Origin of the sequence: Mycobacterium appelbergii (assembly GCF_032883035.1) — a bacterium.
Classification (GTDB): domain Bacteria; phylum Actinomycetota; class Actinomycetes; order Mycobacteriales; family Mycobacteriaceae; genus Mycobacterium; species Mycobacterium appelbergii.
Map to the genome: position 1 here is coordinate 1 of NZ_JAMQTH010000004.1, position 16494 is coordinate 16494.

Genomic DNA, 16494 nt, shown 5'->3' on the forward strand with positions numbered 1-16494 from the left:
TTTCATCGTCCCTTCTCGCCCGACATCGGGCTACAGGACTCTAAAACTGGTGGGACTCATTCACCGGGAACACGCCAGTGGGTCATTGACGGGTAGCGCCGTGTGTGGATCCCCCAGCTTCAGCTGAACTTTCGCAGCGAACTCTTTCGGCGGGTCGCCGTCCCCGTCCCAGTGGTCCCAGTCAACGGCGTCGAAAGCGTAGACGCGGCCGGGGACAACGGGGACGAACCCCGAGGCCATGACACGACGGACCGGGTCGGCCCACGCTTGGCAATCCTCCCGGGGAAGATAGCCGACTGTGCGGCCGTCGGCACGGACCGAAATCGCCCAAGGATCGTTCGAATTGTCCGGTTCTGGAATCAGCTCGAAGTCACGCCGAACCTCGGTTCCGGTCGGTGACCAGTCGGGAGGCAGCAGCCGATGGATGTTTGCGCCATAGGATTTTTCGCCGACCACATCGTAGTCACACCATGTGCTGCGCTGTTGGTTCCACAGCTCGTAGGTTTGCATTTCGATCCGCTTCGCCGTCCAATAATTCAGGCCAGAACATGTAAGCACGCACCATCGGGCGGCCGAGGCCGTTCCGCTCTGTTTGGTGCTACAGATGGCGGACATCCAACTACCGAGTACCGGCACTGCTCGTCGTACCTATATGCCATGATCTCGCGTACGCGATCAGTCCTCGAGATGGAACATCTCAAACTGCTGAAGAAAGGGGAAGGCAAGATGGCAGATCTCGATGTGTTTGTTCCCGCTCATTTGCGCGAACAGCTCAGCTGGGACGCCCTCGATACCGCCCAGCAAGCCACACTCGGTGAGTTTGGGTACTACATGTACAGAGCCGGCAAACATGTCGTCGAGGACATCGACAAAATCAAGTACGACGGCCAACTAGTCATCCTCGACGACGGAAGCCGATGGGAAGTCGACTCTACAGATGCATACACCGTCGACTCATGGAGCCCAGGCACCAAAGTCGCGGTCATCGATGACGTCATGTACAACCTCGACGATGCTGAACACGTTGACGTCTCCGAGGAGGATTAGTACCTACTCGTCAGCTGTCTCGTCTTCGTCGTCGTCTTCGCTGCCCGCGACCTCGTCGATCTCGTCTTCGTCGATGTCGGTGGCCGTTTGGTCGACATACTCCTGCAGCACTTCGGCGATGGCCCTTTTGTTTGTGGGGCTCATGTTGAAGAACCACCAACCGTTCTCGCTTTTCCCAGAGATCGCGCGTGCCGCAGCAGACAAGCTGTCGAAAGCCTTTCCATCGACGTCGATCCGACCGTCCGGCAGGACTGTCGCTGTTCGCCCCACCAGCGTTTTGCGGCGTGCGTATATGGTCGCACCGGGCTCGACGAGACCGGCACCAATGAGATCATCCAGACCTACACGCCGTTTCTGACGAGCCTCAGTTCGCCCGAAGCCTGACTTGTGGCCTTCGGGCACAGGCCAGATGTCCACGACCGCCGCAGCCATTTCCTGACCTCGTGCACGAATCTTTTCGTCGGTCCATGCCTCTCCCGCAGACCCCACAAGGGCCCCATTGACCTTGAGCACATCGTGTTCAATTAGGGCTCCTCTCTTGACTGTCCATGCCGCATTCGACACTTTGGAATTCAGTTTCGACGTGAGAAGTGTCAGGTTTCCCAACGTGTGGACCAGCTTGTCTCTTTCAGACTCGGAGTCGCGACCTCGGTCGATAGGCCAGTGCGTCTGCCACTTTCGAGGCATGATGTGTTCGATGTGAAACTTGCCGCGGGCAACGCGCTCTCCACCGAGGCCTTCGGCAGCGCCCTTCCATCCCCGACGATGGTCTTCGATCGCCTCGAGAACCATGCGCAGCCGGCCACGACGTAGCCGCTGGTACGCCAACAGCTCCTCCAGTTCATTGGCGACTTCCGCATCGTCTGGCCAGTAACGGCTGCCGACCGACTGGCCAGCGAAGAAGCCCTCGACCATATCGCCGGCCACGCGTCTCTCACCCTTGCGCAGCTGCGTGACCAATTCTGCCGCAATCTGGGTGTAGGAGTTGGTGGATGCTCGGACCAACATCCGGCGCACCATCCAACTCTCAAGCACTTCGAGTGCTTTCATCACCTGATCGGACGGAATCGGCTCCAACTCGGGATCGTACAGCCACAGAACAATCGGTTTGAAAACCTCGCTCTCCAGGGTGTTCGTGCGGTAAGCGAAAAGCTGCAGACGGTCAATAGGGTTGTTCGCGGAGACACCTTCGATGAACCGTTGGTAGACGGCGCTGGCCCGGGCTATCTGCTCCACCAGATCCGACATCGAGACGCCAGCTTCGAAGTCAGCGTAATGCTTGAAGCGAGTGAACACCTCGCGTGCGACAATCTCCTCACCGGTGCGAGCGATCAGCCAGTGATTGAGAAAGATCGATGACCGCGAATACCGAAGGCGGCCAAAGCTCACTTCGACTTCCCAGAAGCCGGTTTCGAATTCCTTCCAATGCTGTTCGTATGCCGCTTCTACGTCGACACCTTGTTCCATTAAACGCTGGAACACAAAGTTTTTGATCAGGTCGGCAGCCGTCAAGCCAGCCCCGCGCGCGTTGAGAGTTTCGAAGATCTCTTGAGCATTTTCATCGGCGGTGAGATCGATGACCACCAGCTGAAGTAGTTCCCGCACGGTGTGTTCGATCTTCTCGGCGCGCTTAGCGACGCCGTCTGCACCATCAAGCTGCAGCCACTCTCGGGCTTGCTCGGCGAAGTACCGGTGTGCCTCGACCAACCGCTCACCCGAATACTGCAGTGCTCCATATGAAATAGGTGGCTCTGCTGACATCACGCTGTTGAAGGCGGCGCGATCGCGGTTCGTCGGCCACACCTTAAACTGATCTTCACGTTGCTCGCAGAACGGCGCCGGATTCTTCACCAACGCTTCGAGCCTCAGCGCTGGTTGGGCTGCTCCAACAGCAAGCAACTCGGCGTGCAGCGCGTCCAACAACAGCTGCAGAGTGGTCAACCGCTGCTGGCCATCGATAACCGTTCGGGCCTGCAACGAACCGACCGGATTCTGCAGCTGCTGCACGACGACAGCTCCAAGAAAGTGCGACTGATGCTTCGCCGTGGGCTCTGCGAGAAGTCGGTTGGTGAGCCTCTCCACATCGCGCCACAGCGGCGCCCACTGGTTCTCCAGGTTCCATACGTACGGGCGCTGAAACAATGGAACGATAAGGCGCTGCGGCTGCATGAACACCAGTTGCGGTGTCCGAACCTGGGTTTCCATCACGCTCCTCCGATAACTAGGGATCGACGCTCAGCCAGCCGAGCCCAGCAGCTGGGACCGCTTCCCACTCCACGTGACCACCAACGCATCCCGCGCGCGACTACTGGCGACGTAGAGCAGCGAACGTTCCCGCAGCAGCGCTTCCGCGCGTTCTTCGTCGGGCACGTTGCGCAGCGTCGCCGGTGACGGCACGTGCTTCTCGTCGGCGCCCACGAGGACAACCCGCGAGAACTCCATCCCCTTCGCCCGGTGCATGGTCATCACCAGTGGTTGACCTGGCGTCGCCGCGTTCTTGTCGACGGCACGCGCGGTGACACCGCGCTCGCCGAGCCCGCGAACGAAGCGGTCGCGTTCGTCCTGGCTGCGGGTGAGCACGGCAATGCTCTCGGGCTCCACACCGTCTTCCGCCAACCACGCTTTGACCTTCGTCGCCACCGCCTCCAATTCGGCACCCACATCAGAGCATGGAATCAGCTCCGGTACAGGGCCATTCCGCGCGGAGCGGTAATCACTGGTCGACTCCTCCCCCTGTTCGAGATCGCGGTACTCCGCGCCGGAGAGCACGCTCACGGCGAAGTGGAGGTTCTGCGCCGTGGTCCGGTAGTTCAGCGTCAGTCGGCGGGACCGGCCGACGATCTTTATCCCGAAGCGGCTCAACACGATCGGACTTCCGTAGATCCGTTGGTGCGAATCCTCGGCGATGAACAGATCATTGGGTCTTTCGGCCACCAATGCCCGCAACAATGCCCAATGTGTGGCGTGCAAATCCTGTGCCTCATCGACGATGACATGGTCGGCCAGGTAGGTCCCATCGCGTTCAGCACGCACGCGCAGCGCCTCTGCAGCGAGGGCGAGGACTTCCGGAAAGCTGATGGTTTCGTCCATCTGACTTTGCCGACGAAACGCCTCGACCAGCTTCCAGACGCCGATGCGCTGCGGACGGCTGAGTCGTACTCCCCGACCAGGCCGCGCGACCTTGGCATACTCTTCCAGCGTGGTCATGCGATTGGCCAGAACCACCGCCACGTACTCGCTGTCCAGGAAAGTGGGGCCGGCCAGTTTGGCGTCGAGGCCCGAGTCGACGGACTGGGCGACTTCTCGCCAAACCGCATCGGATGCGGTTCGCTTGGAACCGAATTCGATGCCATGCCCGAACAAGCGCTCGCAGGCTGGCGCGACGGCAGGTCCGGCTCGATGCAGCACACCACTACCGAGCGCATCGATGCCACCGACGTAGACGCCGGGGTCCCCGGGCTTGTCGGCGATCCGTAAACCGGGGTCCAGTGCCTTGAGGTCTGCCTTTAGTCCTTCGGCGAGAGCCTTGTTATAGGTGGTCAGGATGATCCTGGCATCCGGGTTGTCACTGGCGAGGCGACGGGCCCGGTGGATCGCGACGACGGTCTTACCTGTTCCGGCGCCACCTGAAAGACGGAATGCACCAGAGAAATCCGACTCGACGTACTTACGTTGTTCGGGATGCAAGAACGTCCGCCACGCGGCAAAGTCGCCGCCTTCGATGACCCGGCGCAGTTCGTCGTTGTCTTCGATGAAGGCGAACTGCATCTTCGAGGCCGGGTGCTCCAGCGCAGCGATGATCTGCTGGTTCTCGTCGAGGTTCTTGTCCACCGGCTCTTTGGTAAACCCGTGGTTCTCCCTGATCGTCTCGATCGCGATGCCGGTGGCCAGTTCGAGTAGCGCGCTTCCCTCCCATTCGATACCGGTCGCCGCGGCCTCCAGCAGTGCGGACTCGTCCGGTGCTTCCATCGCCTTCGCAGCGAGCACCGAATTGATGCCCAACCCCTCGGTGAGGTCGGCGAACGTGTAGCCCACCCCGGCAAGGTAGGACAGTGCCAGCTTCGAAACCGGTGGCGCGACAGGCGTCGTCTGTTCAGCCTCGACGGGTGCGGACTCTCCGATCAACCCTTCAAGGGTGCCGTTGATGGGGTTGACCCGCAGAGTCGCCCGCTCGGCCAGTTTGATCGCATCGTCGTGTCCCCAGGTGCCCATGTAGATGTACGTCGGGCCGGTCGACTTGTCGTCCACCCGGAACAACACCGCACGATAGTGCAGATCGACACGGCCCGTTCGCACCCGAGGATCGATGGCCACATGCAGCGGCTCGATGTGCAGAGAGGGCTGAGTGTCGTCGGCGGTGAGCTTCTCGAAGAAGTCGTACACCTTGTTCTTGATCGAACCGTCCAGCTTGGACATGCCCTTGCTGTTCGACGCGATAACCAGATTCGCCACCTACACCACTCCGTTCAGTTTCAACGCCTCAACGATCTCGTCGACATCAGGCGAGCACACTGACCAACCGTCCACCGGTTCGCCTTCGTCGAACACCACAGCCACCCGACCACCTGCCCAGGCCATATCCAAGACCTCGCCATCCGCCGTTTCATAACCCAGTTCGGGTGCGGCGGCTCCTGCCGCAGCCAAGGCCCGGATGAGGTCGCGCTCGGCGTCCGACACCGCCTCATCCAACAACGACTGCCATTCCGCCGGCAGTTCGGCCTCTTCGGTCGCCGCGGGCCCCGGCACCGGGGCGGACTCCAAGAGGGTGCGGGTGGTGACGCGACCGGGGTCGCTGATCCCCAGCCAGTTCGACAACCGCAGCCACTCTTTCCATGCCTTCCCGTCCAGGCTTTCCAGCCGCTCGTCTCGGTCATCGACGGCGAGCACGGCCCGTGGTGGATCGGACGTGGTACGCACACCGGCGGTCACGGCCACGCCTCCGTCGGCGTACGTCCAGCACATGTCGGGCCCGGCCGCGGCGAACGGCGTCGATCCCTCCTGCATCGCCAACGCCGCTGCGGTGACGTCGCCGGAATCAGACTTCACCCGGTTGTCGCTGCGGACGAACAAGTACGGCATCCACGTGCTGAAGTGTCGCCAAGCCTCGATGTCAGGCGTCACGACAAACTCCAAAAGCTGCGACACAGGATCTTTGGCCTGCAAGCGAACCAAACTGGGCTTAACGTGGAACTGACCCGTCATGAAGCTGGCTGCTTTCTGGTCGAACCAGGCAGGCTCGACCGAGTCACCTGATTTGAAGCGCTGCAGATCCTCATGACCGAACGACCACACCAGATAGCCCGCGGCCCGCAACCCGGCCCGTTTGTCCGCATCGTCGGCGACGCGGTTGCGATCTCCGGTTCCCGCGTGAAAGGCGCGCCCGTCGGCGAAGATCGCGATTCGCGGGATGTCCGGGTCGGCCGTCTGCAATACAAAGTCCGGCTTCACGAAGTCCAACGAAACCTGCGGTCGCAGTGACCATTTGCGTGCCTTGCTGCCTTGCATCGTGATGGTCGCCGATGGGCCATAGGTACCCGGCTTCTCCACCACGGCCGCACCCATCAACTTGAGCCGCTCGATGAACGAGCAGTAGAAGTCGCGTTCCAGGAACGACTCGTCACTGAGCGGCGTGCTGGGCGGCGCCTGCTCGGCCACTTCGGCGGTCCAAGTTTCCAGGTCGGGCGTGCCGTGAGTACCGACATCGAGGATGCCGTCGAGCAATTTCAACGCAGTCAGCCGAGACACCTTGTCCATCTCATAGGGCGCGGCGAACGGTAGCAGGCAGCGGTGACAGGCCAGCCGCTCCTCGTCCCGGCACGGGCACTCCCTCAAAATCTGCCGGGCCGACGCGAGCACCGCGAAAACCTTGGTGTGATCGGCGAATTCGGCGAGGTAGCCGGTGCCGCCGGGAACGGTGTCGTGAATCAGCAACGCGCGCCGGTCCGGCGCCCATAACGCGTCGCTGATGGTGGCGACGTCGAGATGTTCGGGCGACCCACCGATCACCTCGCGCAGCCCCAGCAGGATTGCGGCGGCCAGGCTGGGATGGGCGAAGTTGTCGTACTCCATCTGCGGCGGCAGGTGCAGCAGCACGCCCTGAGTCCGCAGCCGCCGCGCCAGGGCGATGTCGCGGACGTCCTCGACGGTTGAGCCCCGCTGACGACACCAGGTGCGGTGCTCGTATCGACTGTTGCGGCCGGCATCCCGGTCGAGTTGTCCACAGGACGCGCAGACCCGGAACAGACCGCTGGTCGATTCCTGCCCGGCGATCATCCGAGTCTTGCCCTTGGAGGCGCGTCCGCCGAGGTTGATCCAGCGAATATCCAGGCGCCGCAGGTATTCCGCACCGAACGCCGAGCTGGAGCGGAACCAGGTGCGGCCCACCTGGGTGGGGTCGACGTCAGCGGCGGTCACCACCGTGAACGGTTCACGCTTGCGGTCATCTCGGGTCTCGTTGATGGTGGCCTCGTCGCGGCGCACTTCCGCTGACACCCGAGTCATCTCGACGACGGGTAGATGCTGGCTCACGTCGGCGATGCCAGTGCTGTGGCAGCGTCGGCACGAGGACACCGGGTCAGGCGTCGCGGCAGACGCGCTGCTGTGTACCCACCCGCACTGCGGGCAGACCTGCCACGCGTGGATGTTGGATTCCCCGGCACCCAAGTCGACCGCGTCGATGGTGACCGCGAGCCCTTGGGCGTAGAAGGTGGCGCCGGGCGCGAGTTCGGTGAGCGCAACCCGGGAGCCGCGCTGATAGCTGAGCTGCTCCCCCATGTAGTCGTTGCTATCGGGGTCGATCCAGGTGACGCCGACGTCCAGGGTCACCGCATCATCGAGCAATGTGTAGTTGGGCAGCACCCCGTAGCGTTCGAGCACCGAGATCCAGTAGTCACGGGTCAGCGAATTTATCTGGGCCCCAAGCAGCTTGCGTGACCCCTTGGCGATCTTGAAGGCGCGCCGGTCATCGTCGGTGGCGGCCGGTGAAGTGGCCCGGCGTTCGAACTCCGGCAGGTCAGCCTCGACGGTCGCCAACCGTTCGGTGAGTTCCTTGAGATCGAGTTGCCATTGGTGAGCAGCAGCCATCAGACGTTGGGTGAGGCCGCTGGGCCCGCCGTTCTGTGGTGCGCTTGCCCAGGCTCGCAAAGCGTCGACAGCGTCGGGACTGAGGTGGTCACCGAACTGGGCCAGGAAGCGGTCCAGCAGCGTGTCGGCGTCGGAAGCGGCGGTGTCCATCAGCCGAGCCAGCCAGCCGTCCTCGCCGGTGTCCCCGAGCACCGACCGCGCATCCTTGGGCACCACCAGCTGTGGATCACGGGCGAACTGGTCGGCGATGTGCGCGATGTACTGACGTTGCAGAATCTCCTCGGCGCTGAGGAATGTCGCCGGCGGGCGCACATCCCCCTGGATCACCGATAGCGGCTCGAACAGTTTGGGCAGATGCTCACCGCGGCCGCGAACGTAGGCTAGTACCAACGAGTTTCCGGTGAGCCGGCCAGCGCGTCCGACGCGCTGTAGATAGGACGACACCGACCGAGGCAGCGATCCGAGCATCACCGTGGACAGGTCACCGATGTCGATGCCCATCTCCAGGGTCGGGGTCGCGACGAGCACGTTGGGCGCCTGTGGGTCGGAGCCTCCGCGTTTGAAGGCGGTCTCGTACTCAAGCCGGGTCTTGGTCGGCAACAGGCCGGTGTGCTCCCGCGCGACGACGCGTTTCATCTCCGTGGAGTTGTAGAGCCGACGGTAGAAGTTGTCGGTCTTTGCGCTGCGGTGCAGGTGCCCCGGGCAGCGGATCAACGCGCAGGGCGCCCCGTCGAGTTCGTCGACAGTGGTGGCACTGCCCGGCGCCGAAGTTTGGCAGATGTCACAGGCCAGAAGGTGGCGCCCGCTTTCGAGCGCGTCCAGCGTCGGAGCGCTGACCTGGACGGTGGCCGGCGACAATCCATAGACGGTGGAACCGGTCTCTGTGGTCACGGTCGACAGGAGCATCTGCTCGGCAAGTTCGGCGAACAGTGCCTTGGCCAGGAAGGTGCCGTCGTGGGGGCTGACGTCCAGGCATCGCGATGTCCATTGCGCATACCAGGAGGACGCTGCGGTGATCGGGTCGAAACCTTCCGGCAGGGCACCGGTTCCGGATTTGAGGGCCGGGAAGGCCGGGGCCGGGCGCCCTTTCGGGAAGGCGGGCATGCCCTGGCCACGCGGTCGCCCACCCCAGACGTGGTAGCGGTTGGCGTTCTTCTCCAGGTAGGGCCGCAGCCAGTCGTGGTGGATGCCGCCACGGGTACGTATCCGTTCGACCGTCCCCCGCACCCACTGGGCCAGCGCCGCATCGGGCATCCCTGTTAACGGGAGCTGGGCGGAGTCGGCCTTGTCGAGGGCACGCCGCCCGATGATCGGCGCCTTGTGCGCCGCCCCGAGATAAACCTCGGCCACGACGCTGCCGGTGAGCTCCAGGGTGCGGCCGGTGCGGGACTGCAGGCCGAATTCGAGGTCGACGTCGAACCGCAGCCGCCGCTTGGCCTTGTTCTCGGCGGCCCGCCGCGAGTTCGGATGTACGTCGGGCTTCCAGAACGCTACGAACTCGTCGCGGTCCACGATGTCCGGCGGCAGCAGCTGGTACCGCAGCATTGGATCGTTGCCGGCGCGGTCGATGACGGCCCGGGCGAGTTCGTCCAGGTCGAGTTCGGCGTCGCCCAGCGCCCCGCGCAGTGCCGTGCGCAGACTGAGGCTGTGCGACCGCGCCTGCACGAAACCGGCGCGGTGCGCGGCGTCCTGCACACTGTCGGTGAACATCAACGCCTTCTTCTCGGCGGCGTCAAGATGCATGTCGCCGAACAGGTTCGACAGGGTCACCGACAACTGCGTGGCCACCGCGCTGCCGAGGAACCGGATCCCGTCGGCGGCCCCGCAGGCCGGGCACACATCGTTCTTGGATTGCTCGTCGGCGTCGGGCCCGATCAGGGTGAGTACTGGCAGCACCCGGCCGTCGACGACATCAGGGCTCTGCAGGTCCGGCGTGGTGTCGAGGAGTTCGCGGTGGTCCAGGTGGAACCACCGCAGGCCGTGCACGCCACCGGCGACCTGAGCCTCGGCGGGCGCCGAGATCAGGGCTCGGAACCGGGAGGCGCCGGCCGCGTGGTCGGCGCGGATCGCCTCGTCGGTGACGTCGAGGGCGCTGCCGGTCGGCGCCAGCCGCGCGCCCCAACCCGAACGTCCGCAGTGGCGGCAGTACACCGCGGGCAGATACAGCTCCTCGTCGACGGAGGTGCCGTCGTCGGCCCAGCGGTATTCGGTCGCGGCCCGCACGGCACGGTCGACGCGGCTGAGTTCCCGGATCCACAGGTGCACGTCAACGCTGAGCGCGGCGCGCCCGGTCTCGGCACGCACATGCGAGAGCATCGCAATGACGAACTCCAGGAACCGGATCCGGGTGTCGCGGGTGCGGGCGGCGTCACGGTCGACGGGCACCGCCGGAAATACCTGCTCGGCCAGGTCGGGTAGGGAGACCGCGTCGACGGAGTTCTCCAGCACGGCCTGGATGAACCGATGCCGCTTGAGCTGGTCGAGCATCTCTTCGGCGTCCAGGTCCGACGCGGTGGCGGGATCACCTGCATGTCCTGACTTCTCAAAGAGGTCAGATTGGACGGGCTGCTCGAAAAGTTCAGACTGGGTGGGCTTCGCAAAGCGATCAGATTGGAACATCGTCTCGAAGAGCTCGGCGAATACCGCAGTGGCCACGGCATGGTTGTCGCCGTCGCCTCGATCGAGGGCGGTGATCCGGTCGAGCGCGTCGGGCAGCGCCGGTTCGGTCGGCTTCCAGGCATGGTCGTGGCTGCCCAACCGGGCTTTGCGCCATCCGCCGGGGCTCAGCCGGGTTTCCTCGATGATCGCGTCGGCACCGAACGGTTCCCCGAACACGGTATAGGCGAAGTCGAGCATGGCGGTCGGGACGGCGCGCGAACCGAGGGTCGCCGATGTCGCGACCGGGGTGACCTTGCCGAGCGGGCGGGAGCGGTCGTCGTCGGTGACCCGTGACGTGGCGGTCCAGTGGGCTTTGAGGGTGAGGCCGAGCCGACGCAGCAGCATGGCGACGTCGGTGCCCTGTGCGCCGTCGTAAGTGTGGAATTCGTCGAGCACCAAATACTGCAACGATTCGGCGGACAACCGCCACATGTCAGCGCGGCCGGGGTGCAGCAGCATGTGGTCGAGCATCTTGTAGTTGGTGAGCAAGATGTCGGGCGGCGAATCGTGCATGAGGGCTCGGTCGGTGATCAGCCCGTCCGCCGAGACCCGGGTGCGCCCGCCGCCACCCTGTTCACCGGTGTAGAGGCCGGCGGTGACCGCGGCCAGAGCCGGATCGCCGGAGGTCAGCTTGGCGAGCCGCTCGGCCTGGTCGTTGGCGAGCGCGTTCATCGGGTAGAGGATCAGCGCCTTCATCCCGGTGACGCCGGACTTCTTGGCCCGCAACACATGATCGAGGATCGGGTACAGGAATGCCTCGGTCTTGCCTGACCCGGTGCCCGTGGTAACCAGCGTGGGCTGCGGCCGATCTTGGTGGTGTGTCGACAGCCGCTCGAACGCCCGCGCCTGATGGCCATACGGGATGAAATCGCCTGGCCACCAATCCAGATGGTCACGCCAGCCATCACCGGCCGGAGCGAACGGCAGCCTCAACCGCACATACGGCCCCTTGAACATGCCGTTCTCGGGATCACCAATAAAGTCGGTGAGTACCGCCTGTGCGTCGGGGTCGGTCAGCGCGAATGTCGTTGCCAAGTAATCGGTCAAGCCTTCCCTCAGGTGTGTGGCCTGCAGAGTGGGAAGTAGCGCCCCCATGCGTCAGTCCCCCGACCCAGACTCCGCGAGCTGACTGAAGTGCTTGTGCGCCAGCTCCATGTCGCGCTCCCGACCTACCCGGACGAACGGTTCCGCGTAGGTGACGCCGTCGACCGTTAGGTCGTCGGGTTTCAGCGTGCCCTTCTTGCGATACTCGGAAGCCAACTTGCCGGGGAGCTGTCGGCCATTCGCGTCGTAGAGCGCCTCACGCTCATACTTTTGAAGCACCGGGAACTGAGTGCGATACATCGTCAGCATCTCCTGGGATGTGATTCCAAGCATGATCGCGACGATTGCATCGATCTCGACCAATGCTTGGCGGCGCTCGGCGGCGCGGCGAAGCGGAGTCGCCCATTCCCAGTTCCGTCCGATATGACCGAGCGGCTCGCGCCCGGGGTAGTCAACGCCAATATGCGGCACCCACGAATCGCGCTGCCAAGACTGGTCGTAAACCTCCTCCCATAGCGTTGCATAAGGGCGGGTGAGACAATTCAACCGAAGAGTCCGAAGTTTCAGTTGCGATTCGAGAACGTGCCCGCGGATATGCGGAAGACGTCCCATTGCACCGACATTTATGTGGCCTGAAGTCGAAATCTTCATCATGAAGTCTGCAATAAGGGAGGCGGCCACGCCGGCTGCAATCGCGACATCGTCAAGTGGTATCCCCCCGATAGAGTGCATTGTAAGAACGTGAGTAGGACCCGGAGGTAGAATCGTTGCGTGAAGGGTTCGCACAGTGGCCGAGTCACACATTTCACGCCATGTCAGGCGATAGAATTCGTTCGCAAACTTTCCATCCCATTTAGTATATGTTGAGATGTACTTGTCATATTCCTCACATCGCTCATAGTTTGTGCGCGGAATAAAATTGATATCAATCTTTTCAAGATCGATTTCCTCATTGTCAATCTTCTTGAGACTGTCGCGACGAGGCTGTTTGAAAATTGGCGCGGCAACGCTGATATGAGGACCTTGTAAGATAACATCGGTGAGTCCACGGGGCACGGCTTCCTTGTAGCGAATGTTCATCCGCTTTTTCTCGGCAGCTTCGTCCCAACCGTAGGACCAGCGGTACCCGGTTATTCCAAGTCTAGGAGATTGCGCAATCTTGTTGACGATCGTCGACGTAGGCACGTTAACCAAATAGAGCATTCTCGCCTCGATCGGTGGCGTGCCAACCTCGTCGATAACAGCACCCCAGGAAGCCAAAACTGACTCATCGACCATCACAAGGCGGTCGCGGTGAGGGCGCATATCCCAGTTGTCATTGTTGTCTCGCACACCAGGCACCTCGCCGGTTCCATCGTGTCGCATCGACAGGATTGCCGTCGCCGGATGGTAAAGCGACGACGCTTGAACGAATTTGACAATTCCTCGGTCGCGGCCATATACGAACACTCCGTATTGTCGGGTGTCCTTTACCTCTGCGAATAATTTGTGCTCGTTCCTAAATTGCCAGTGCCGCCTCAGCCGCCGGTATACCTCTTTTCGCAAACCTCTTGCCCGCAGTTCGGTGAAATGGCTTTCAGGGTGAATCAACGTGACTATTCCGCGCGAAGATGCCGATCGCCAAGTTCTCTCCATAAAACATCGATATAGATTTGGCCGCAGGCCAGTTAACGCGGGTCGGTCAATCGCGGACCCATAGTGCTCGATCATCCCCGCTTGGCCAGCACGTTCGTCGAGGTAGATTCCACAAACGTCCGGTCGGCTGAGAAGGTCTGTACGCCTTTGATGTTCACCGCCCCCCATTGACCGGGTCCCGATTTGCCACCAAGGATCGAACTCTGCCAGCACGCCCGCTTCATCCCAGTCGGGCCGGACCCAGGGCGGGTTTCCTACCTGTAGGTCGAAGCCGCCGGTGACGAATACTGACGCAAAGTCCAATTCCCAGTGGAAGAATCCCTGCACTTCGGCGATGCCAGCCGCGACAGTCAGCCACGGAAATCTGTCGAGCAAATTGTCAATGGGTAGAACTTGGGCGAAGGTGCGGTCGTTGTCCTCGGCAACGTCGAGATCCTGCCACGACAGGTCACCGGCAAGGCTGATCTGTCCGTGCTTTTCGAACTTGCCAGCCTTGGGCGGCACACCCAGGATCGCCTCCAACCCACCGACCCACCGGTCCCAGTCGGGCGGTTCGATATCAGTGGTCAGCGGCCAAGACCACAGCGCACACCAGGCATCCATCACCCGGCGCAGCCGGCGGTAGGCACCGTTCTCATCCTGGAGCACCGCCTCGATCTGTTCGCGGGTCACCGCTTCACTCGACCGGTCGTGCGAATGCAGACCCCATACGTCGATGTCGCGGCGGATCTCTGATTCGGCGATGGTCAGCCGACGAAGGGTCAACTCCCACAGGGTCTCTACCCGCTGCGCCAGCGCGGCCAGCCTCTTCTTGATCGCCGCGCTCGGGTTGGCCCGAATACCGTTGCGCCACAGCCGCAGTTCTTCGCGCATGTCTGGGGCATACGTCTTGGCCTCGGGGGTGCCAATGACTGCGCCCCAGCCCTCGGCCGGCAGCAGGAAATGGTGAATACCCGCACCGATCTCGTCTCCGAGCGGCACATCCTTGGGCACTTCTTTCAGCCACGCCTTCTTGGCCAACGACGTGGGCGCGTAGACGGCGCGTCGGGCACCGATCAGCGAGTTGCCTCTCCGCAGGTGTAGCCCAAACCAGGGGGCCTGCAACCCAGCGACCATAGTGTCGAGCCACAGCGAAATCTCGGCCAGCTCGACCGCCGTCGCATTCAGGTCGACGCCGTACACCTGGTGTAGCGCGAGATAGGCCTTCACCTTCTGCAACTCGACCTGGTACCGGTCGGCGTCGATGACCTCGCGGCGATCTTCCTGCTGGCGTTTGAGGTATTCGGCGGCCAGTTGGCGGACCGCCTCGATCGCGAATGCTCCCGATCCCAGCGCGGGCTCGCAGATGGTCAGCTGCAGGATCTGTTCCGGCGAGGTGCGCTCACCGTTCTGATCGAGCAGTTCTTCAAGAGCCTGAGAGACAACGAACTTCGTCAACACCTCAGGCGTGTAATACGAGGCCGACTGCTGCCGCTCACGGCCAGCGAGCCGGAACACGAAGGTGCCCCGTCGGTGAATCACCGGGACGCGTTCGCCGGTGGCCTCATCCTCCGTCGTCACGAAATCAGACTCCGATAGGTGATCGGCGCGGGTCATCGGGACCACCCACGACCCCTTCTCCGGGTCGCCGTTCTTGGCGACCTCGTAGAGGTCTTCCTCGGCGAAAAAGCCGGTGTAGGACATCAGGCCTTCATACACCGCGCCGAGCTGGTTGATGCCGAGCTCGGCGTACGAGATGAATCCGCGGTCAGAACCCTTGCGCCCCTTGGACTCCTTGGACAGCAGCAGGTGCTGAAGTACCTGCTGCGTTGCGTCGTTGCTCAGCCCGACTTGGTCGATGAGGGCCGTCGCTGCGGGCGCGAACAGGTCGGCACGCAGTGCGTTGAACTCCAACCCGGGGGCCGGATCGTCGGTGCCGTCACCAGCGACGGGTGTGCGCGGGTGATGACCGCGATCGACCAGCCGGAACAGCTTTGCCAGCGATCCGTACAGGTGTGTACCGGATTTCGCGGTGGGCGACACCAGTTCTGTCAGTGTCAGCTCCCGCAGCCGATCCAGACCGTACCCCTCACCGTACTCGGGTGCGCCCGACGGCAGCACCCGCATCTCCGGGGAGGCTTCGGCGTAGAGCAGGAACAAGATGCGGTACAGGAAGCGCAGCGAGTGTTTGGCAAGTTGCTGGGCGTCGATCTCATCCAGTGGCAAGCCGCGGTCGGCGCGGCGGCGAACCACGTCGTTGGCGATGATCTCAATGGACAGCCGGATGCCTTCACGCAGATCCTTGGACACCCCGACGGTGTGCTTGACCGAATCTTCGAGAATACCTGTCCACCAGATGTTTCCGTCTGCATCGGGCAACAGCGCCTGGCGTCCGAGGATCGCGGCGGCCCGGTCGAGTTCGCCGCCGCGCTTGTCGTCGCGGCGTTCGGTGACCACCAACAGATCGACCGCCAGATAGCGTCCTTCGGCCCACCGCTGCGCCTCCGCGAGCAGCACCCACTGCCCGACCTGCACCAGAATGAACGCGGGTGGATCGTCGGCGCGGAACGCGGCCGAGACCGCTTTGGTCACCGACACAATAGGTTTGTCATCCTCCTGCCCCGCCTCGAGCAGCAGCCCGGTTTCCGGATCGAGCAGATCATCGATCGATTCGACCGGGCGAGCCTGCAGCAACAACGTGCTCGTCACACCGGCCGGCCGGGCATTGGGCAGCCGCAGCTCGGCGCCGGCACGCTCGCCGGTGAAGTCGGTGAGCGTTTCGGGAAAACCGAGAACGGTCCGAATCATGGCGTGCGCCGCGGGCGCCCCATCCGGGTTCTCGGCCAAGGTCGACAACGCAGTCTGCAGTTCACCGGCCGCGCCGAGCAGGCGTCGTCGCACCGTGTCCCGACCCTCGGCCGTCTCGGCGTCCCACTGCTTGCGCAGCTCTAACACCTTGCCCTGGAAAGACTCTTTGGTGGAGTCGGTGGTGAAGTAGTGCTCGCTGATCCAGTCCTCGCCGACGACGATGGAATCGTAGGACGGCAT

6 protein-coding genes are annotated in these 16494 nt (G+C 62.9%); 1 reads left to right on the top strand and 5 read right to left on the bottom strand.

Going from position 1 to position 16494, the window contains the following annotated elements; translation table 11 throughout:
* Positions 1–60: 60 nt before the first annotated feature.
* Positions 61–510, bottom strand: coding sequence for a hypothetical protein (locus M1247_RS10190; protein WP_317156199.1), 450 nt, complete (start codon positions 508–510; stop codon positions 61–63).
* A gap of 177 nt (positions 511–687) precedes the next feature.
* Here M1247_RS10190 and M1247_RS10195 point away from each other — a divergent pair, with 177 nt between their 5' ends.
* Entirely contained in the window at positions 688–1047 is a 360-nt protein-coding gene (locus tag M1247_RS10195) for a hypothetical protein (RefSeq protein WP_317156200.1), read from the top strand.
* A 3-nt stretch (positions 1048–1050) separates the two neighbouring features.
* On the opposite strand, the gene M1247_RS10200 is transcribed toward M1247_RS10195, so the two are convergent.
* The 4 genes from M1247_RS10200 to M1247_RS10215 are packed head-to-tail and all read right to left on the bottom strand — an operon-like array spanning position 1051 to position 16494.
* Complete coding sequence (locus tag M1247_RS10200; RefSeq protein WP_317156201.1) at positions 1051–3252, bottom strand: GmrSD restriction endonuclease domain-containing protein; 2202 nt, start codon at positions 3250–3252, stop codon at positions 1051–1053.
* A gap of 30 nt (positions 3253–3282) precedes the next feature.
* Positions 3283–5499 carry a 3'-5' exonuclease gene (locus tag M1247_RS10205; protein ID WP_317156202.1) on the bottom strand — a complete coding sequence of 739 codons (2217 nt, stop codon included), beginning with the start codon at positions 5497–5499 and terminating at the stop codon, positions 3283–3285.
* On the bottom strand, positions 5500–11883 hold the full coding sequence (locus M1247_RS10210; protein ID WP_317156203.1) for a DEAD/DEAH box helicase: 6384 nt from the start codon (positions 11881–11883) through the stop codon (positions 5500–5502).
* A 3-nt stretch (positions 11884–11886) separates the two neighbouring features.
* Entirely contained in the window at positions 11887–16494 is a 4608-nt protein-coding gene (locus M1247_RS10215) for a DNA methyltransferase family protein (RefSeq protein WP_317156204.1), read from the bottom strand.

What these genes read in the sequence shown, in the direction of transcription:
- M1247_RS10190 (WP_317156199.1), bottom strand. Translation starts at nt 510, where the DNA reads ATGCAAACCTACGAGCTGTGGAACCAACAGCGCAGCACATGGTGTGAC.
- M1247_RS10195 (WP_317156200.1), top strand. Translation starts at nt 688, where the DNA reads ATGGAACATCTCAAACTGCTGAAGAAAGGGGAAGGCAAGATGGCAGAT.
- M1247_RS10200 (WP_317156201.1), bottom strand. Translation starts at nt 3,252, where the DNA reads ATGGAAACCCAGGTTCGGACACCGCAACTGGTGTTCATGCAGCCGCAG.
- M1247_RS10215 (WP_317156204.1), bottom strand. Translation starts at nt 16,494, where the DNA reads ATGCCGTCCTACGATTCCATCGTCGTCGGCGAGGACTGGATCAGCGAG.
- M1247_RS10210 (WP_317156203.1), bottom strand. Translation starts at nt 11,883, where the DNA reads ATGGGGGCGCTACTTCCCACTCTGCAGGCCACACACCTGAGGGAAGGC.